Source organism: Devosia sp. CN2-171, assembly GCF_049354815.1.
In the GTDB taxonomy this organism is placed as follows: domain Bacteria; phylum Pseudomonadota; class Alphaproteobacteria; order Rhizobiales; family Devosiaceae; genus Devosia_A.
Map to the genome: position 1 here is coordinate 4,460,299 of NZ_CP186479.1, position 18,685 is coordinate 4,478,983.

Annotated in this window: 15 protein-coding genes; 7 read left to right on the plus strand and 8 right to left on the minus strand. The window is 64.8% G+C overall.

Annotated elements, in window-relative coordinates; all coding sequences use genetic code 11:
* The first annotated feature begins 38 nt into the window (after positions 1-38).
* Positions 39-1,496 (plus strand): exopolysaccharide biosynthesis polyprenyl glycosylphosphotransferase, encoded by a 1,458-nt coding sequence (locus ACOYW5_RS21990; RefSeq protein ID WP_423067013.1) that lies wholly within the window; start codon positions 39-41, stop codon positions 1,494-1,496.
* Between the two features lie 14 nt (positions 1,497-1,510).
* On the plus strand, positions 1,511-1,879 hold the full coding sequence (locus tag ACOYW5_RS21995; protein WP_423067014.1) for a VanZ family protein: 369 nt from the start codon (positions 1,511-1,513) through the stop codon (positions 1,877-1,879).
* Positions 1,880-1,922: 43 nt separating this feature from the next.
* On the opposite strand, the gene ACOYW5_RS22000 is transcribed toward ACOYW5_RS21995, so the two are convergent.
* Entirely contained in the window at positions 1,923-2,117 is a 195-nt protein-coding gene (locus ACOYW5_RS22000; protein WP_423067015.1) for a DUF2934 domain-containing protein, read from the minus strand.
* 235 nt (positions 2,118-2,352) lie between these two features.
* Between ACOYW5_RS22000 and ACOYW5_RS22005 the strand changes: the two genes are divergently transcribed.
* From ACOYW5_RS22005 to putA, 5 genes are all read left to right on the plus strand, one after another.
* A complete protein-coding gene (locus tag ACOYW5_RS22005) occupies positions 2,353-4,203 on the plus strand; it encodes an ABC transporter ATP-binding protein (protein ID WP_423067016.1) in 1,851 nt (616 codons plus the stop codon).
* Positions 4,200-6,107, plus strand: coding sequence for an ABC transporter ATP-binding protein (locus ACOYW5_RS22010; protein ID WP_423067017.1), 1,908 nt, complete (start codon positions 4,200-4,202; stop codon positions 6,105-6,107). The genes ACOYW5_RS22005 and ACOYW5_RS22010 overlap by 4 nt, the downstream gene beginning before the upstream one ends.
* Before the next feature lie 130 nt (positions 6,108-6,237).
* Positions 6,238-7,077 carry an aldo/keto reductase gene (locus tag ACOYW5_RS22015; RefSeq protein WP_423067018.1) on the plus strand — a complete coding sequence of 280 codons (840 nt, stop codon included), beginning with the start codon at positions 6,238-6,240 and terminating at the stop codon, positions 7,075-7,077.
* A 124-nt stretch (positions 7,078-7,201) separates the two neighbouring features.
* On the plus strand, positions 7,202-7,618 hold the full coding sequence (locus ACOYW5_RS22020; protein ID WP_423067019.1) for an OsmC family protein: 417 nt from the start codon (positions 7,202-7,204) through the stop codon (positions 7,616-7,618).
* 159 nt (positions 7,619-7,777) lie between these two features.
* Entirely contained in the window at positions 7,778-11,326 is a 3,549-nt protein-coding gene (gene putA / locus ACOYW5_RS22025; RefSeq protein ID WP_423067020.1) for a bifunctional proline dehydrogenase/L-glutamate gamma-semialdehyde dehydrogenase PutA, read from the plus strand.
* Between the two features lie 127 nt (positions 11,327-11,453).
* Here the strand turns inward: putA and ACOYW5_RS22030 are convergent, their stop codons facing one another.
* From ACOYW5_RS22030 to ACOYW5_RS22060, 7 genes are all read right to left on the minus strand, one after another.
* Complete coding sequence (locus ACOYW5_RS22030; protein WP_423067021.1) at positions 11,454-12,527, minus strand: ABC transporter ATP-binding protein; 1,074 nt, start codon at positions 12,525-12,527, stop codon at positions 11,454-11,456.
* Positions 12,527-13,606 carry a Gfo/Idh/MocA family protein gene (locus ACOYW5_RS22035; RefSeq protein ID WP_423067022.1) on the minus strand — a complete coding sequence of 360 codons (1,080 nt, stop codon included), beginning with the start codon at positions 13,604-13,606 and terminating at the stop codon, positions 12,527-12,529. Before ACOYW5_RS22035 ends, ACOYW5_RS22030 begins: the two co-directional genes overlap by 1 nt.
* Positions 13,603-14,622, minus strand: coding sequence for a Gfo/Idh/MocA family protein (locus ACOYW5_RS22040; protein ID WP_423067023.1), 1,020 nt, complete (start codon positions 14,620-14,622; stop codon positions 13,603-13,605). Before ACOYW5_RS22040 ends, ACOYW5_RS22035 begins: the two co-directional genes overlap by 4 nt.
* Positions 14,623-15,054 (minus strand): endonuclease domain-containing protein, encoded by a 432-nt coding sequence (locus ACOYW5_RS22045; RefSeq protein ID WP_423067024.1) that lies wholly within the window; start codon positions 15,052-15,054, stop codon positions 14,623-14,625. It abuts the gene before it with no gap.
* A gap of 184 nt (positions 15,055-15,238) precedes the next feature.
* On the minus strand, positions 15,239-16,012 hold the full coding sequence (locus ACOYW5_RS22050; protein ID WP_423069529.1) for a carbohydrate ABC transporter permease: 774 nt from the start codon (positions 16,010-16,012) through the stop codon (positions 15,239-15,241).
* Between the two features lie 183 nt (positions 16,013-16,195).
* Positions 16,196-17,140, minus strand: coding sequence for a carbohydrate ABC transporter permease (locus ACOYW5_RS22055; RefSeq protein ID WP_423067025.1), 945 nt, complete (start codon positions 17,138-17,140; stop codon positions 16,196-16,198).
* Positions 17,141-17,150: 10 nt separating this feature from the next.
* A complete protein-coding gene (locus ACOYW5_RS22060; protein WP_423067026.1) occupies positions 17,151-18,443 on the minus strand; it encodes an ABC transporter substrate-binding protein in 1,293 nt (430 codons plus the stop codon).
* Positions 18,444-18,685: the final 242 nt, after the last annotated feature.

The following is an 18,685-nucleotide window of genomic DNA, read 5'->3' on the forward strand; positions in this document are numbered from 1 at the left end:
AAGGTACGCCGCCCACCGCTTATCGAGAGCCAGTCGCAGTGTCGCAGGACGAAGTCATCTTCACCGGTATCGAGCGGCGGCAGTCGCGGCGCGTGGTGGCCAATCATATCGTGCTCTGTGCCGCCTTCGCGCTGGGCGAGGGGCTGCTGGCAGCGCTTCTGATGCTCGCTCCGGCGCTCGTCTACCACTTCCTCGTGATGCACCTCGATCCCACGGAAATTCCGTTCGCGCTCTACGCCGCCTATGCCGGTTTCATCGGCCTGCTCTATGGCAGCTTCTCGGCCTTCTCGGCCGGCCGCTTCCTCGAGCGCGAGCGCCAGACCCATCTGATCCTGACCGAGAGCCTCCTCGGCTGGACGGCGGCGTTTGCTATCGGCCTGTTCGTCGCGTTCCTCCTCGGCGTGGCCGGCGACCTGTCGCGCGTCTCGCTGATAACAGGCTATTTCGCCGGGCTTCCGGTCCTGCTGTTTGCGCGTGGCGCGGCCTATGCGCTGGTGACCCTGCGCATCCGGGCCGGCCAGCTCCAGTTCCAGAAAGTGGCGGTGGTCGGCTCGCGCGGCGACACCGTGCGCTTCCTCCTCAACGGCAACCTGTGGAAGGCCGGCTACCGGCTTTCCGGCACGCTCTATGTTGACGATCTCCTCGATGGCGATGGCCGCGTCGATCGCCCCGCTATCATCGAATTCGCCCAGGAATGGGTGGGCAAGGGGGCCGAGTTCATCGTCATCGTCGGCGATATCGGCGACATCGACGCGCTCGAGCGTATCGCCAACGAACTCAAGCGCTACGCCATCAACGTCGTCTGCGTGCCCGCCACCGACAATATCAGCTTCAAGTTCCTCGATGTCGTGCCGATCGGGCCGAACAACGCCGTGCGCTTCCTGCGCAAGCCGATGAGCGACGGCGCCGTGCTGCTCAAGCGCGTGTTCGATCTCGTCGGTGCCGCCATCGGCCTCGTGCTGCTGTCGCCGCTGTTCGCGGTCGTCGGCCTGCTGATCAAGCTCGAAACGCCGGGCCCGGTGTTCTTCCGCCAGGAGCGGCGCGGCTTCAACGGCGAGACCTTCCACATCTGGAAGTTCCGCTCGATGCGCGTCACCGAGAGCGGCCGGAAGATGACGCAGGTGCGTGGCACCAGCGACAGCCGCATCACGAGGATCGGCGCCTTCATCCGTCGCACTTCGATCGACGAGCTGCCGCAGCTGATCAACGTCATCCGCGGCGAGATGAGCCTTGTCGGCCCGCGTCCGCACGCCCTCATTCACGATGACGAGCTGGGCGAACAGCTCGCCAGCTACGCTCATCGCCAGCGCATCAAGCCGGGTATCACCGGCTGGGCCCAGGTCAACGGCTATCGCGGCGAAACCTCGACCTTCGAGCAGATCGAGGGCCGCACCAGCCACGATCTTTACTATATCGACAACTGGTCGATCTTCCTCGATTGCTGGATCATCGTTCTGACCGTTTTCTCGGCCAAGACCCGCCGAAACGCCGTCTGACCGAGTTCCCATCCTTGTCCCTCCGCCTCCTCCGTATCCTCGCCTGGTCGCTGCTTGCCGCCATCGCCTTCGTCACCCTTTCGCCGATCGGGCTTAGGCCCAACAGCGGCCTGTCTCCCAACTACGAACGGCTCTTCGCCTTCGCCGCTGTAGGCCTTGCCTTCGCGCTCGCCTATCCGCGCCACATCTGGCTTGTGCTGGCCCTGGTGCTCGGAGCGGCGGTAGGCCTCGAAGCCCTGCAACTGGTGATCAGCGGCCGCCACGGCCGGATAATCGACCTCGCCGCCAAGCTGCTCGGCGGCGGGGTGGGGGTGATGGGGGGAATGATGCTCCACAGCGCGTGGACCCGGATCACCGCACAGCGCGCCCAGGCTGGGCAGTAGTCCTCTTCATCCTCCCCTGCGAAGAGGGGGAGGATCACCAACCTCACCCCTCCGGCCCATCCTTCAACCACTCGTCGAACCGCCGTTCGCGGCGATGCTGGTCCAGCGCCCGGAGGTAGTATTCGTCGTGGCGGCCATCGGGCCGGCCGTCCTGTTCCCAAAGGAAATACGCAGTCTTGCGGACGGCCTCCAGGAAGGCCTCGTCCTCAACATTATCTCTGGGTTCGTCTCCAGCCATCAGGTCCTCGCGGTGCCTATTCGCAACGCGGTCGCGATGGTGCGGTTGCATTCCTGCAACAAGATGACGTAAGTCTGGTATGGTACGACGAAAGGCGACCCCTGCGCCGGCATATCTGCCTTGAACCGAACGCAAATCAGCGCGAATAGATGATTATTCCTCTGGTTCTTTAGGGCCGAGTCTGCACGCCAGTAATGGCGAGGGCAGGCCCAATTGATATGTCTGGACCCACAAATTGAGCTCGAGTGCTCCCCGCGGCGCCTATTCGCCTGGCGATGCCATGTCACATGTCATAGCGGCACAGCAGGGCAAGGGGCTCACCACCCTGTGGCGCATCATGGTGCTGACCTGGCGCCACCCCTGGCAGGTGGTCATCACCATCCTCTCCTGCTTCATCGCGTCGGCGCTCCAGCTGTGGACGCCCATCCTTCTGGGCCAGGCCGTCGACCGCGCCGAGGGCGTGCTCGATGGCGGCGTCGGCGCCGCGGATGCGCTGTGGACGATCGCCTTGATCCTCCTCGCGGTATCGGTGCTTCGCGGCCTGTTCACGATGTCGATGAACTATTTCGGCGAGGCGGTCGGTCACCACACGGCCTATGAGCTGCGCCTCGCGGTCTACGAGAAGATCCAGCGCCTCAGCTTTTCCTATCACGACAAGGTTCATACCGGCGACCTCATCACCGTGGGCATGCTCGATCTCGAGGGCGTGCGCATGTTCTTTGCCACGGGCCTGCTGCGTGTGATCCTGCTCGGCACGCTGATCGGCGTCGGCGCGTACATGCTGATCTCGACCGACTGGATTCTCGGCCTCCTGGCGCTGAGCTTCGCGCCCTTCGTCGGGGTGAACTCGTCGTTCACCCAGCTCAGGCTGCGCGCCACCTGGCTCACTTTGCAGGAGCGGCTGCAGGATCTCAGCCGCGTCATGGAAGAGAACCTCGGCGGCATCCGCGTGGTCCGGGCCTTCGCCGGCGCCGACCATGAGATGAAGAAGTACAACGAAGCCTCCGATGCGGCGCTCGAGATGGCCCATGAGCGCGTCAACATCCGCGTCAACTCGACCTCGCTGATGAACATCAGCTTCTTCGTCTCCATGGGGCTCGTTCTCTGGTACGGCGGCGAGCGCGTCATCTCGGGCGAGATGACCGTCGGCACGCTGGCGGCTTTCCTCACTTTCATGACGATCCTGCAGATGCCGGTGCGCCAGCTTGGCCTCTTGGTCAATTCCTTCGCCCGCGCCTCCACCTGCGGTAACCGCCTCTTTGCCTTCCTCGATCTCGATATCGAGATCAAGGACGAGCCTGGCGCCAAGCCGCTAAAGCTCGGCGATGGCGTCCTGAAGTTCGAGAATGTCGATTTCGCCTACCCGAGCGCACCGTTCCGCCCGGTGCTGTCCGGCGTGTCGTTCGAGGGCAAGCGCGGTGAGACGATCGGCATCGTCGGCAAGCCCGGCTCAGGCAAGTCGACCATCGCCCACCTGATCCCGCGCTTTTATGACGTGACGGGCGGGCGCGTGACCATCGACGGGCAGGACGTCCGGGCGCTGACGCTCGCCAGCCTCCGCCAGGCCGTGGCCGTGGTGCAGCAGGACAGTTTCCTCTTCACCACCAATATCGAGAACAACATCGCCTATGGCGACCCGTGGGCCAAGGAAGCGCGCATTGCCCGGGCCTCCGAGTTCGCGCAGCTGCACAACTACATCATCGGCCTCCCCACCGGGTACGAGACCATCGTGGGCGAACGCGGCGTGTCGCTCTCGGGCGGCCAGCGCCAGCGCCTCAACATCGCGCGGTCGCTGATGCTGCGACCGGCGGTGATGGTGTTCGATGACTCGACCGCCGCCGTCGATGCCGGCACCGAGCAGCGCATCCGCACGGCGATGAAGCGCTTCGCCAAGGACCGCGTCACCCTCATCATCTCGCACCGGCTCTCCTCGCTCATGCATGCCGACCAGATCCTCTTCATCGACGAAGGCAAGATCGTCGAGCGCGGCACGCATGAGGAACTGCTGGCGCTCGGCGGCCGCTACCGGGCGCTTTACGACCTCCAGGTGAAGCCTGGCGACGACCAGCTGGAGGCCGCCGAATGACCGAGGCAACGCTCAACACCGAACACGACAGCGAGGATCGCAATCGCCGCCCGCCGCGCGCCGTCGTCGGCTCGAGCCTCGATCGCGAGGAAGAGGTTTTCGGCAAGGTCTACGACCCCAGGATCGTGCGTCGCATCTGGGCTTTCGTGAAACCCTATCGCAGCCAGATATACCTGTCGGTGGCCGCCGTCCTGGTGTTCACCCTCACCTCGCTCGCTTTCCCGCTGGTCATCCGTTACGCCATCGACAACGGCATGGCGCAGGGCGGCGGCGGGCGCGCCGTCCTGCTCTGGTGCATCGTCGGGTTCGCCGGGCTGATCCTCATCAACTTCGTCGCCTCCTGGATTCAGGAGACGGTGGTCGGCAAGGCGGCCGAGAACGTGCTGTTCGACATGCGCCGCGCCATGTTCGCGCACCTGCAGCGCGTGTCGCTCAGCTGGATGGACAAGACCGAAGTCGGCCGTCTCATGTCCCGCCTGATGGGCGATGTGAACTCCATGCAGGAGTTCCTCGAGACTTCGGTGCTGTCGGTCGGCGACATCGTGCTGCTGTTCGGTATCGTCGGGGTGCTGCTCTGGCTCGATCCGATGCTAGGGGCCATCACCATGGCCACGATGCCGATCCTTTTCATCGTGCGCCTGTTCTGGCTGCCGCCGGCCAAGGTCAGCTTCATGGCCGCGCACCACACCAATTCCTCAGCCAACGGTGCGCTGGCTGAAGGCATCAACGGCGTGCGCACCGTGCAGAGCCTCGATCGGCAGCAGGTCAACTTCGACCTCTACGAGGAAAAGGCCCGCGCCAACCTTCGGGCCCATCTGCGCGCCGCCAAGTTCGCCCAGGTCATGGTGCCGATCGTCGACACGCTCACCGGCATCTCGATGGCGACCGTCATCGTCGTCGGTGGCCAGATGGTGCTAGGACGCGAGCTCGACGTCGGCGTCATGGTGGCGTTCCTGTTCTACATCCAGCGCTTCTTCGATCCGATCCGCTCGCTCACCATGCAGTACTCGGTGTTCCAGCGCGCCATGTCGTCCGGCCAGCGCATCACCGAAGTGCTCGATGTCCCCGTCAGCATCGAGGACAAGCCCGATGCCTTCCCGCTGACCCGCGACATGGATGGCTCGGTCGAGTTCAAGGACGTCACCTTCGGTTACCGCAAGAACCAGCCGGTGCTGAAGAACGTCAGCTTCCGCGTCAACCCGGGCGAAACCGTCGCCATTGTCGGCCCCACCGGCTCGGGCAAATCGAGCTGCATGTCGCTGGTCCACCGCTTCTACGACGTGTGGGACGGCTCGGTGACGGTCGGCGGCCACGACGTGCGCGATGTCACGCAGGATTCACTGGGCGAGCAGGTCGCCATGGTGCTGCAGGAGCCGTTCCTCTTCACCGGCACCGTCATCGAGAACATCCGCTACAACAAGGAATCCGCCACCCGCGAGCAGGTGATCGACGCGGCCAAGGCCGTGGGCGCGCACGATTTCATCGTGTCGCTCGCCAATGGCTACGATACCAAGCTCGAGCAGCGCGGCGGCAACCTGTCCCTCGGCCAGCGCCAGCTGATCAGCTTCGCCCGCGCGTTGGTGGCCGATGCCAAGATACTCGTCCTCGACGAGGCCACGGCGAACATCGACAGCTATACCGAGATGCTGATCCAGAAGGCGTTGCGAAAACTCCTCGAAGGCCGCACCGGCCTTGTCATCGCCCACCGCCTCGCCACTATCCGCGGCGCCGACCGCATCATCGTCTTACAGAACGGCGAACTACTGGAATCGGGCAACCACGACCAACTCATGGAAAAGCAGGGCCTCTACTCGCGCCTCTACACCATGAACTACTCGAGCTTCGACGACCTCCCCGAAAACGCCGAGGACATGGCTGCCACCGCCGTAGGCAAGGCGACGTAGAACCGGCGTCCCCGCTCTTATCCTCCCTCGCGGGGCGGGGGAGGTGGACCAGCGAAGCTGGTGGAGGGGGCCGCGATCTCACTGTGATCACCAACAAGCCCGCATCGGGCAGCCCAACAAGGAAACCCGCATGCCCAATCTTCCCGACCATACCCTCAACGACGGCACCACGCTCCCCGCCATCGGCCTCGGCACTTACGCGCTGCGCGGCATCCCCGGCGCCGAAGCGATGGCCGACGCCCTGCGCCAGGGCTATCGCCTGCTCGATTCCGCCGTGAACTACGAGAACGAAGGCGCCACCGGCAAAGCCGTCCGCATGTCCGGCATCCCGCGCGAACAGATCCGCGTCGCCTCGAAGCTCCCGGGCCGGCACCATAAGAAGCCGAACGTCACTTGGGCCATCGAGGAGTCGCTCTTGCGCTCCGGCCTCGATTATCTCGATCTTTACCTGATCCACTGGCCCAACCCGAGCCAGCAGCTCTTCGTCGAAGCCTGGGAAGGCATGATCGAAGCCCGCGAACGCGGCCTCGTCCGCTCCCTCGGCGTCTCGAACTTCCTGCCCGAGCATCTCGACCAGCTGATCGCCAAGACCGGCGTCACCCCGAGCGTCAACCAGATCGAGCTCCATCCCTATTTCAACCAGCCCGAGCAGCGCGCCGCCGACAAAGAGCGTGGCATCCTCACCCAGGCCTGGACTCCGATCGGCAAGGGCACCGCGCTCCTCGCCGAACCCGGCATCACCGATATCGCCAAGAAGCACGGCCGCACCCCGGCTCAGGTCGTCCTCCGCTGGCACACCCAGCTCGGCGTCATGCCCATCCCGAAATCCGCCAACGCCGCCCGCCGCGCCGAAAACCTCGACATCTCTGGCTTTGAGCTCGATGCCGAGGACATGGCCTCGATCGGCCGGCTGTCGCGCTCGGCCGGCCGCCTGTTCGACGGCGACCCACGCACGCACGAGGAGTTCTGAGCGGACGGTCCGCTTTTTTTTGTGGGGGCGCCCTACCCATGCCGACGTCGCTGGCCGACGCGGTTGATCCTGGTCAAGCCCACCACCTCCACCTCGGCCTAAGAGCAATCAGGAGAGGTGAAACATGCTTGAATACAGGATCGACGCCACTCGTCCGGCCGGTGACGGCAGCACGGCCGTTTCGCATGGGGCCAGCGTCGAACTCGACACCACGCTTGCCGGGCGCACGGATGCGTTCAACCCCGTGGAGCTGCTACTGGCGGCGCTTGCCGCCTGCATGCTCAAGGGCGTCGAGCGCGCCGCACCGATGCTGAAATTTCAGTTCCGGTCCGCGAAGGTGAGGCTGCACGCCGTGCGCCAGGATGCCCCGCCCAAGCTCGTTTCGATCGATTACGAACTCTCGATCGATACCGACGAACCGGATCGTCGCCTCGAACTGCTGCATGTCAATGTCATCAAGTACGGCACAATTTCAAACACCCTTGCCGCCTCGGTGTCGCTGACGGGCACCATCGGGCGCATGGGCCAGCAAGAGAACTAACAGCTGCCAGTACCACGGCGACCACGCACTCACGAGGCGTTCCGGGAGTTCGCGCTACCCGCGCAGAATTTTAGGTGTGCTAAAATTCCGTCCAGACAGCATCACATTTTCCCCACACAAATCAGCGACCCGTGCCACAGTCTTGGCACGGGGGCAGTAATGGCTGAACTTGACGATATCCGCGGCCGCATCCGGGGCGCCATTCTGGCCGATGAGGCCGAGACCATCGCGCGGCTCACTGCCGATGCCGCGCTTTCGGACGCGGAGCGTGCCGCCATCGGCGGCCAGGCGGCGGCCTTTGTCGAGAAGGTTCGCTCCGCCCAGTCGGCCGGCATGCTGGAATCCTTCCTCGCCGAGTATTCGCTCTCGACCCACGAGGGCATCGCGCTCATGTGCCTTGCTGAGGCGCTGCTGCGCGTGCCCGACACGGCCACCATCGACGACCTGATCGAGGACAAGATTGCGCCGTCGCACTGGCACGAGCATCTCGATCGGGCCAACTCGCCGCTGGTCAACGTCTCGACCCTGGCGCTCACCCTCACCGGCCAGGTGCTGCGCGATCGCGAGGGCATTGCCGGCATGATCCAGGGGTTCGTGCAGCGCATCGGCGAGCCGGTGATCCGCTCCGCCGTGATGCAGGCGATGAAGATCCTCGGATCGCAGTTCGTGCTCGGCCGCGATATCGAGGAGGCGACCAAGATCGCCCGCCGCGCCGAGAAGGACGGCTTCACCTATTCCTACGACATGCTCGGCGAAGCGGCCCGCACCGAGGCCGACGCCAAGCGCTATCGCGCCGCCTATGCCGAGGCGATCGCCGTGCTCGCCACCCGCTCCACCGCCGGTTCGGTGCGCGACAACCCGGGCGTCTCGGTCAAACTCTCCGCCCTCCACCCGCGCTACGAATTCATGAAACGCACGAGAGTGATGGACGAGTTGGTCGAGCGTACGCTCGCCCTCGCCATGATGGCGCGCGGCGCCAATATGGGCTTTAACATCGATGCCGAGGAGGCCGACCGGCTCGACCTCAGCCTCGACGTCATCGCTGCTGTCCTCGCCGACGAGCGCCTTGCCGGCTGGGACGGGTTCGGCGTCGTGGTGCAGGCCTATGGCCAGCGCGCCAGCCAGGTCATCGACTGGCTCGAAGCACTGGCGACGCAGCTCGATCGCCGCATCATGGTCCGGCTGGTCAAGGGCGCCTATTGGGACAGCGAGATCAAGCGCGCCCAGGTGCTCGGTCTCAAGGGCTTCCCGGTCTTCACGCGCAAGGCGGCCACCGACATCAGTTATGTCGCCAACGCCAAGCGGCTGCTGTCGAAGACCGCGCGCATCTATCCGCAGTTCGCCACGCACAACGCTCACACCGTCTCGGCCGTCCTGCAGCTGGCGAAATCGCTGGGCGTCGGCAATGACACTTTCGAGTTCCAGCGCCTGCATGGCATGGGCGAACGGCTGCACCACATTCTCCACACCGAGCACCAGACGCGCACCCGCATCTATGCGCCGGTCGGCCGCCACTCCGATCTCCTCGCCTATCTCGTCCGGCGCCTGCTCGAAAACGGCGCCAACGGCTCCTTCGTCAACATGATCGCCGATCGCGACGTGCCCGCCGCCGAGGTGGTGCGCGACCCGTTCGACGCCATCGCCACTGCGCGCGCCAAAGTTGTTGCTCCGGCAAACCTGTTCCAGCCGAAGCGCGAGAATTCCGCGGGCCGCGACCTCACCGATCCGCTCGAAGTCGAGTACATCCTCGCCGATCGCAACCGCTTCCGCGCCTCGGAGAAGCGCTGGCACGCCGTGCCGGGCTCGCTCGTTGCCGGCAGCGAGGCGGAACAGTTCTCGATCGCCAATCCGGCCAATGGCGAGACGGTCGGCGACGCCATCGGCTCAAGCCCCGAGACGCTCGAACTCGCCATTTCCACCGCTCGCGACGCCGCGTCCGACTGGGCGGCGCGGCCTGTCGCTGAACGTGCCATCCTCTTGCGGCAGGTGGCCGATCTCTACGAGACCAACAGCGCCGAGTTCTATGCCCTTTGCGCCCGCGAGGCCGGCAAGACGCTCGCAGATTCAGTGAGCGAACTGCGCGAGGCCGTTGATTTCCTGCGCTATTACGCCGCCGAAGCGGAGCGTTCCGAACCGCGCCAGCCGCTCGGCGTCTTCGCCTGCATCTCGCCCTGGAACTTCCCGCTCGCCATCTTCACCGGCCAGGTCGCCGCGGCGCTGGTCGCCGGCAATGCCGTGCTGGCCAAGCCCGCAGAAGCCACGCCGCTGATCGCCGCGCTCGCCGTCCGCCTCATGCATCAGGCCGGCATTCCCGAGGAGGTCGTGCAGCTCGTGCCGGGCTCCGGCGCCGTCGTCGGCACGGCGCTCACCTCCGATCCGCGCATCGATGGCGTGGTGTTCACCGGCTCGCTCGCCACCGCCAAGCTCATCGACCAGAAGATGGCCGATCACCTCGCGCCCGGTGCTCCGTTCATCGCCGAGACCGGCGGGCTCAACGCCATGATCGTCGATTCCACCGCGCTGCCCGAGCAGGCGGTGCGCGACATCCTCGCTTCCGCCTTCCAGTCCGCCGGCCAGCGTTGCTCGGCGCTCCGCATCCTCTATGTCCAGGCCGATGCGGCCGAACGCACGCTCGAGATGCTGAAGGGCGCCATGGACGAGCTGCAGCTCGGCGACCCCTGGGATCTCTCGACCGATGTCGGCCCGGTCATCGACAGCAAGGCGAAAGCCAAGTTCGAAGCCTATATCGACGAGTTCGCCGCCCGCGACGCCGTGCTGCACCGGCTGGCAACGCCGGAGCAGGGGACCTTCGTCGCCCCGGTCGTCCTGAAAGTCTCCGGTATCGCCGAGATGAAGGAAGAGATCTTTGGCCCCGTCCTCCACGTTGCGACCTTCAAGGCCGAGGAACTCGATGCCGTGATCGCCGCGATCAATGCCTCGCATTACGGCCTCACCTTCGGCCTCCACACCCGCATCGACGGGCGTGTCGAAGACGTATCCGAGCGCATCCGTGCGGGTAACATCTACGTCAACCGCAACCAGATCGGCGCCGTGGTCGGCTCGCAGCCCTTCGGCGGCGAAGCCCTGTCGGGCACCGGTCCCAAGGCCGGCGGTCCGAACTATCTCAAGCGCTTCTGGCGCCCGGCCGAACGCTTCGAGCCCTCGACCGGCGTCAACCCGCTCTCCGGCCTCTCCATCGGCTTCGCCATCGCCGCCGTCGACCAGGTCAAGATCGGCATCGAGCGCGTCGGCATCGAGCCGGCCGCTGAACTGCTGCCGGGTCCGACCGGCGAGCGCAACACGCTCTACACCTGGCCCCGCGGCGTCGTCCTCTGCCTCGGCCCGGATACCGCGAGCGCACGCCTCCAGGCCGAACTTGCGCTCGACCAGGGCAACGGCGTCCTCGTCTGCGCGCCGGGTGCCACCCGCATTGCCGAGGAACTGGGCAGCAACGGCGAACCCATCGGCGGCCTCGACAAGAAACTCGCCCCCGCCGCCATCGAAGCCGGCCTCTTCGTCGACGCCGTCATGCATTTCGGCACGGAGGCGGACCTCAAACCCTGGCGGCAGGCATTGGCCCGCCGCGACGGGCCGCTTATCCCGCTGATCACAAGGCCATCGGATGCGGAGCACCTGATCCGCGAGCGGCATGTATGCATCGACACCACGGCCAGCGGCGGCAATGCGGAGCTGCTGGCGGGGATTTAGCCGAGACAGACGGCCCCCTCCATCCTCCCCCACAAAGGGGGAGGTGCCTGCCGGTGCGTTAGAGCCTCTTCTCTTCACCTCCCCCTTTGGGGGAGGATGGGAGGGGGCCGTCTCTATCGGTCGAGCACTAAATCGCCCGCCCATCCTGCGCGAACACATGGTACCGCGCCGGATCGACATAAGCCGTCAGCGCCGAGCCCACCTCCAGGGCCCGCTGCCCGTCCACCGCGATCGTCATCGCCTGCCCATCGCCGGTCGTGGCGTAGACCATCGTCTGCCCGCCCAGCTGTTCGACGAGGTCGACCTTCACCTGCGCCAGCGGTACGCCCGAGCCCTCGGTGATGCCGATATGCTCCGGCCGCACGCCGAACGTGATCGCATCGCCCGCGGTGACCTTGCGGTTGACGACGATTGAGCTGCCACCCGCCGTCAGCTTGGCGCTTGCCCCGTCGGCGCTCTCGACCCGGCCATCGAGGAAGTTCATCTTCGGCGAGCCGATGAAGCCCGCGACGAACCGGTTCCTGGGGTTGTTGTAGAGCTCGAGCGGCGCGCCGACCTGCTCGATGATCCCCGCCTGCAGCACCACGATCTTGTCGGCCATGGTCATGGCTTCGACCTGGTCGTGCGTCACGTAGATCATGGTGTTGCCGAGGTCCTGATGGAGTTTTGCGATCTCCACCCGCATCTGCACGCGCAGCTCGGCATCGAGGTTCGACAGCGGCTCGTCGAAGAGGAAGATCCGGGGCTCGCGCACGATGGCCCGGCCGATGGCGACACGCTGGCGCTGACCGCCAGAGAGCTGCTTCGGCTTGCGCTTCAGCAGCGGCTCGATCCGCAAAATCTCCGCCGCCTTCTGCACCCGCTGCTGCACTTCGGGCTTGGGCACGCGCGCCGTCTCCAGCCCGAACGCCAGGTTCTGGTACACCGACATATGCGGGTAGAGCGCGTAGCTCTGGAACACCATGGCGATGCCGCGCTTGGCCGCCGGCACCTCGTTCATCCGCACGCCGTCGATCAGCATGTCGCCGCCCGAAATCGGCTCGAGCCCCGCGATCATGCGCAGCAGCGTGGACTTGCCGCAGCCCGATGGCCCGACGAACACGGTGAACTCGCCCGGGTCGATGTTGAGGTCGATGCCGTGGATCACCTCGACATCGCCATAGCGCTTCACCACCTTCTGCAGAACGACGCTTGTCGACATTACCTGAACTCCTCCGGCAGCCAGCTGCGGTATTTCGGATGCGCCGCACCCAGCGGGAACTGCACCTCCTGATGCGTGTCGCTCGAGTGGTAGAACGCCGTCACGATCTCCAGCGCCCGCCGCGAATCGCTCGACGTCACCGGCATCGGGCCGATCCCCTCGAGCGCATCCCAGAACAGGCGCATCTGCGTGGTGAACCGGCTCGGCACATCCTTCCAGCCCGCCAGCAGCTTCTCGATCGCCGCCTTGGTCGCGTCATTGCGCGGCAGGATCTTCCAGATGGCCTTCCCCGGATTATAGGCCTCGTGGTCGCTCTCGATGGTCACATTCTCGAAGGCCAGCCGGATGCGGCTGATCTCATCGGCCGACCCCAGCGTCGCGGTAAAGCTCGCGAGTGCGCCCGATTCCATCTCTAGCGAGGCCGAGATGCAGTCCTCGACCTCGATGTCGTTGACCCGCGTTGCCACCCTGCCAAACAGCGATTTCGGCTCGCCCATCAGGTAGGTGAAAATGTCGTGCGGGTGGATGGCATGGGTCATCAGCACGCCCCCGAGCTCGGTCTTCCACTTGCCGCGCCACGGTACGTCGTAATAGTCCGGCCCGCGCCGCCACAGCGTCTCCACCGTGCCCACATAGGGCTTCCCCGCCAGCCCCGCATCGATGATGGCCTTGGCCTGCTGAATGCCGTTGCCGAAGCGGTACTGAAACACCGGCATCAGCTTGCCCTTGGATCGCTTCTCCTCGGCCATCACCTCGTCGACCTCGGCGAGCGAGCCAACCAGCGGCTTCTCGCAGATCACGTGCTTGCCGGCCCTCAGCGCCGCCATCACCATGGGCAGATGCACCATGGGCGGCGTGCAGATATCGATGATGTCGAGATCGTCCATCGCCAGCAGGTCGTCGAAATTCGCCACCTTGCGCTCGATCGTGAACTCATCGGCCAACGCGTTCCGCCGCCCCTCATCGAGGTCGCAGATGGCGATCACCCGAAACTTGTCCTTGTTGGGCTCGTAGCCCTCGATGATGTGGCTGCGCCCGATGCCGCCACCGACGACGGCGACCGTGTAGATCCTGCTCATTGCTGCCAAACCGTCCCGACTTCAGCCATTTTCTGCGCCGTCAGCGCCAGTTCCATCGCCTTGAAGGCGCGCACCTGCGGCATGGCCGTCTCGGTGCGGTTCAAGACGTCCGCAATCAGCTGCCGCGCGTAGGGCAGGTCCCCTTTCGAGCAATCGATCCGGTGCGTACCCTTCTTATCGACGAGGAACAGGTGGTCGCCTCCCGGCTGCCCGGCGATGTCGATGTATTTCCTGAGCTCGATGTACCCTTCGGTCCCGAGGATGGTCAGCCGCCCGTCGCCCCAGGTGCCGAGTCCATCCGGCGTGTGCCAGTCGACCCGCACATAGCCGGTGGTCGTTGGCGTCCGAAGGTGCATGTCGCCGACATCCTGCAGCCCTGGATGCGTCGGGTTGGCGCGGTTGTTCACGGTCGCCGAGATCACCTCGGCGTCGGTGTCGGTGCCCGAAAAGAACAGGAACTGTTCGCACTGATGGCTGCCGATATCGCAGAGAATGCCGCCATAGCGCGGCCGGTCGAAGAACCAGTCCGGCCGCTGGTTGTTGCGGATCGCATGCGGGCCAAGGCCGACCGTATGCACGACGTTGCCGATCGCGCCCGCCGCCACCAGTTCCCCGGCCTTCACGGTGGAACGCGTCTCGAAATGCTCGGAATAGCAGACCGAGTAGATCCGCCCGGTCTCGGCCTGTACCCGCTTCACCTCGGCAAGCTGCTGCAGGGTCGTCATCCCCGGCTTGTCCGACATCACATCCTTGCCGTGGCGCATCGCCTCGATCGAGATCGCGGCCCGCTCATTGAGGATGGCGGCGGTGAGAACGAGGGCGATGGATTGGTCCTCGAGGATGGCGCGCTTGTCGGAGACGCGCTTCGCCTGCGGATACTTTTCTTCGAACTGAGCCGCGAGATCATCCTCGGGCGAATGAAACGCCACCAACTCCGCGCCCTCGCGGAGGAGGCAGTTCACCTGGCCATAAATATGGGAATGGTTGAGGCCAATGGCCGCGAATTTGATGGGCATCTACAAGGCTCTACTGGTGGACAGGGACGACGGCGAAGCCGCTTCTTCACCTCCCCCTTCATGGGGGAGGCCGGGACGGGGACGTCTGCTTCGGGTAGGCACGCTTCCCTCAAGCGCCGAACTCACGGCGGCGAACACACCATCGGGGTTGGTCAGCACGTCGTCATTGGTCAAGCGGAGAACGCGGTAGGCTTCGTGGCGCAGGAATTCGTCGCGCAGCGCGTCTGCTTCATCGCCAAACCGATGCGTCTCGCCGTCGATCTCGATGATCAGCCGTGCCGAGTGGCAGGCAAAGTCAAGGTAATATGGCCCGATCTGTTCCTGCCGCCGAAAGTGATATCCGGCCGCGCGGATGGGATGCAGCAACCGCCACATCCGCCTCTCAGGCGCGGTGGAGTTCGCGCGCAGTTCCTTCGCCCGGTGCGTGCTCATGAGGCGAAAGAGCCGAAGCAGACGACCCCCTCCCATCCTCCCCCATGAAGGGGGAGGTGCCGCACCGAGTGTCGGGCGCGATCAAGCCACAAAGTCCTCCTCACCTCCCCCCTCATGGGGGAGGCCGGGAGGCGGCCGTCTCTCTCAGTCAGCACCAATTCAATCGGAACAAGCAGCAAACCCCTCACCGCTTCATCCCCGTAGTCGCAATCCCCTCGATCAGCAGCTTCTGGAAGAACAGGAAGAACAAAAACACCGGCACCAGCGTCAGGATGCTCATCGCAAACAAGCCGCCCCAATCGCTCTCCGCCGACGAATCCACGAACGTCCGCAGCCCCAGCTGCACCGTGTACGTCCGGATGTCCGACAGGTAGATCAGCGGCCCGAAGAAGTCGTCCCAGGTCCAGATGAAGGTGAAGATGGCGGCCGTGGCCAGCACCGGCATCGATAGCGGCAGCAGGATCTTGTAGTAGATGCGCCAGGGCGAGCAGCCGTCCATCGCTGCTGCTTCGTCGAGCTCCTTGGGGATGCCGCGGAAGAACTGCACCATCAGGAAGATGAAGAACGCATCGGCCGCGAGGAACTTCGGCACCACCAGCGGCAGGAAGGTGTTGATCCAGTTGAGCTGGTGGAACAGCACATACTGCGGGATCAGTGTCACCTGATAGGGCAGCATGAGCGTGCCCAGCATCAGCGCGAACCAGATGCGCTTGCCCTTGAACTCAAGCCGCGCAAAGGCGAACGCCGCCAGCGAGCAGGTGATCAGGTTGCCGATGATCGAGAGCGTCGAGATGATCAGCGAGTTCAGAAAGAACGTGTCGAACCCGATGCGGAGGCCGTGCCAACCACGGAAATAGGCGTCGAAGCTGATCGCGCTCGGCCACAGGCCGCTGCCGGAGAAGATTTCGTTCTCCGGCCGGAAGCTCGCCGAGAGCATCCACAGCAGCGGATAGAGCATGATGATCGAAGCGCCGATCAGCACCACATGCGCGAGGATCGAGCCGATACGCCGCAGCAGCTTCTGCGCGGGGGTTTTGTCGCCGGTGACGACGGTCAGGCGGGGGGCGGCGGTGACGGTCATTGGTGGGCTCCGTCGCTGGCCGTGCCCAATGCTCGGTGCCCCACGCGCCGGACGAGTTGATCAATCATCATAATGCACCCAATACTTGCTCGTCAGGAACGAGAACCCGGTGAATAGCGCGACGATGATCAGCAGGATCCATGCCAGTGCCGAGGCGTAGCCCATGCGGAAGAACTCGAACGCCTCCTGGTAGAGGTAGAGCGTATAGAACAGCGTCGAGTTGATCGGATTGCCGGTGCCGCCCGAAATGATGAAGGCCGGCGTGAAGCTCTTGAAACCCTCGATGGTCTGGATGATGGCGTTGAAGAACACCACCGGGGTCAGCATCGGCAGGGTGATCTTCCAGAACACGCGCCACTTGCCGGCGCCCTCGAGGCTCGCCGCCTCGTACATGTCCTGCGGGATCGAGCGCAGCCCGGCGAGGAAGATGATCATCGGCGAGCCGAACTGCCACACGGCGAGGATCACCAGCGTCCATAGCGAGAAGCGCGGGTTGGAAATCCAGCTCGGCCCCTGGATGCCGAAATTGAGCAGGAAATCGTTCACCAGCCCGTCGCCTGCGAACAATGTGCGCCACAGCACCGCGATCGCCACCGAGGCGCCGAGCAGCGAGGGCAGGTAGAACACGGCGCGATAGAGCGGCAGGCCGCGCATGCCGCGGTTGAGCAACAGCGCCACGCCGAGCGCGAAGGCGAGCTTCAGCGGCACAGAGAAGATGACGAAGAAGAAGGTGACCTGCATCGACTTGGCGAACTTCGGGTCCGCTGTGAAGATGCGGACATAGTTCGCGGCACCCACCCATTCGGGCGAGGTCAGAAGATCGAAATCGGTGAAGCTCAAATAGAGCGAAGACACCATCGGCCCGAGCGTCAGGCCGAAGAATCCGATGAACCAAGGCAACAGGAACAGGTAGCCCGGGGCGTTCTGGCTCCAGATCCGGGACCAGACAGAAGGCGTAACCGCGCGCTCCGCGTCGCGGTAGTCGGCAGCAGAGCGCGCGGTCATCGTCAGACCTTTAGGTACGAGCGAGGATTTCGGTCACTTCCTTGAAGAAGGCCGGACCGGCGTCCTGGGGCGATTGACCACCGAAAGCCACTTCCTGGCTCTTGGTCTTCAGCGCCTTGTTCACCTCACCGGCATTGGCCGGGGGAGAGGGCGGGAGCGGCCCGAGCAGGTCGCCCAGGTTCGACACGAAGTTGAGCGCGATCTGGCTCTGTGCGTCGAGAGTCGGGGCGATGTTGTCGCGGGTCGAGCTCTTGCACGGAATGCCACGTTCGACGCCCAGCGCCTTGGTCGCTTCCGGATCGGAGATGAAGAAGTTGATGAACTTGGCGCCGTCGGCGAGCTTCTGGCTGGTTGCACCGAGCGAGAAGAACATCGAGGGCTTGCGATAGTGGCCACCCGTCGCACCCGGCTTGTAGCGCGGGTAGTGGATCATCGTCAGCGGGTCCTTGTTGACCGCCTGGAATGCCACCAGCTGGTTCGAGTTCGCGGCGGTGGTCGCCGCTTTGCCGAGCGTCACCATGGTGTTTTCGATCGCGTCGGTCGCGTCGAGCGCCTGGTCGTCGGGCGAAACCGTCACGCCGGCGGCGCGCAGGTCGGCCCAGAGCTGGAACCACTCGACGAGGTCGGTCTCGTCGAACAGCGGTTTGCCGTCGGCGCCGTAGAGGCCCTTGCCCTTCGAGCGCAGCCAGTTATCGAGCGCCGGCTCGACGCCGGAATTATCCGACCAGAGCTTCATCCCGGCGCGCTTGTTGCCCGAGTTGAACTTTTCGGCCAGCGCCGGCAGATCGGCATAGGAGAGTTCGGGGCCGGGCAGTTCGACGCCCGCTTCCTCGAGTGCAGCGGTGTTGACCATGGTCGCCACCGAGTTGGCGCCGAGGCTGATGCCGTAGAGCTTGCCGTCGACCTTGCCGCCGTCGAGCTGGTCCTGGTCGAAGTCGGCGAGGTCGAGGCCGTTGCCGACGAACTCGTCGAGCGGCGCGATGGCGTTACGCTTGGCGTATTCGACGATGTAGCGGTAATCCATCTGCAGGATGTCGGGCGCGTTGCCGCCGGCGACCTGCGTGCCGAGCTTGGTCCAGTAATCGCCGAAGGCCATGAACTCGCCGTCGAAGACGGTGCCCGGATTGGCCTTGGTGTAGAGGTCACTGGCGGCATAGGTGCGGTCGGCGCGGGCCTGGCCACCCCAGAACAGCAGGCGCAGGCGGTTTTCCTGTGCCAGCGCGGCGGCCGGCGACAATGCGGCGGCGCCGAGCAGGGCGGTCGTTCCCATCAGGAATCGACGGCGATCGAGTGCAATAGTCATGAAGGTTCCTCCCGTTGATCCTCCGGGCGGCTTCGCCGTCCCGAACTCGTTTGCGCTCTTTTCGGCGCTAAATAACTAATTGGTTACAACCATGGTCCGGGGCGACCGGGCTGTCAAGCGGCCACGTACCGGCAGAAGTTCATGGCCTGCGGGCGGTCCGATCGCGGACTTCTGCCGGTCGAGAGCCCTGAGTTTCAGCCCGATCCAGCGTTCAGAATGCGTTCATCTTAGGGGCAAACTGG

Bases quoted from the DNA above. Each gene is read 5' to 3' on its own strand.
- ACOYW5_RS22060 (WP_423067026.1), bottom strand. From the start codon at position 18,443: ATGACTATTGCACTCGATCGCCGTCGATTCCTGATGGGAACGACCGCC.
- ACOYW5_RS22040 (WP_423067023.1), bottom strand. From the start codon at position 14,622: ATGCCCATCAAATTCGCGGCCATTGGCCTCAACCATTCCCATATTTAT.
- ACOYW5_RS22010 (WP_423067017.1), top strand. From the start codon at position 4,200: ATGACCGAGGCAACGCTCAACACCGAACACGACAGCGAGGATCGCAAT.
- ACOYW5_RS22000 (WP_423067015.1), bottom strand. From the start codon at position 2,117: ATGGCTGGAGACGAACCCAGAGATAATGTTGAGGACGAGGCCTTCCTG.
- ACOYW5_RS22055 (WP_423067025.1), bottom strand. From the start codon at position 17,140: ATGACCGCGCGCTCTGCTGCCGACTACCGCGACGCGGAGCGCGCGGTT.
- ACOYW5_RS22015 (WP_423067018.1), top strand. From the start codon at position 6,238: ATGCCCAATCTTCCCGACCATACCCTCAACGACGGCACCACGCTCCCC.
- ACOYW5_RS22045 (WP_423067024.1), bottom strand. From the start codon at position 15,054: ATGAGCACGCACCGGGCGAAGGAACTGCGCGCGAACTCCACCGCGCCT.
- ACOYW5_RS22035 (WP_423067022.1), bottom strand. From the start codon at position 13,606: ATGAGCAGGATCTACACGGTCGCCGTCGTCGGTGGCGGCATCGGGCGC.
- ACOYW5_RS22050 (WP_423069529.1), bottom strand. From the start codon at position 16,012: ATGCTCTATCCGCTGCTGTGGATGCTCTCGGCGAGCTTCCGGCCGGAG.
- putA (WP_423067020.1), top strand. From the start codon at position 7,778: ATGGCTGAACTTGACGATATCCGCGGCCGCATCCGGGGCGCCATTCTG.
- ACOYW5_RS22020 (WP_423067019.1), top strand. From the start codon at position 7,202: ATGCTTGAATACAGGATCGACGCCACTCGTCCGGCCGGTGACGGCAGC.
- ACOYW5_RS22030 (WP_423067021.1), bottom strand. From the start codon at position 12,527: ATGTCGACAAGCGTCGTTCTGCAGAAGGTGGTGAAGCGCTATGGCGAT.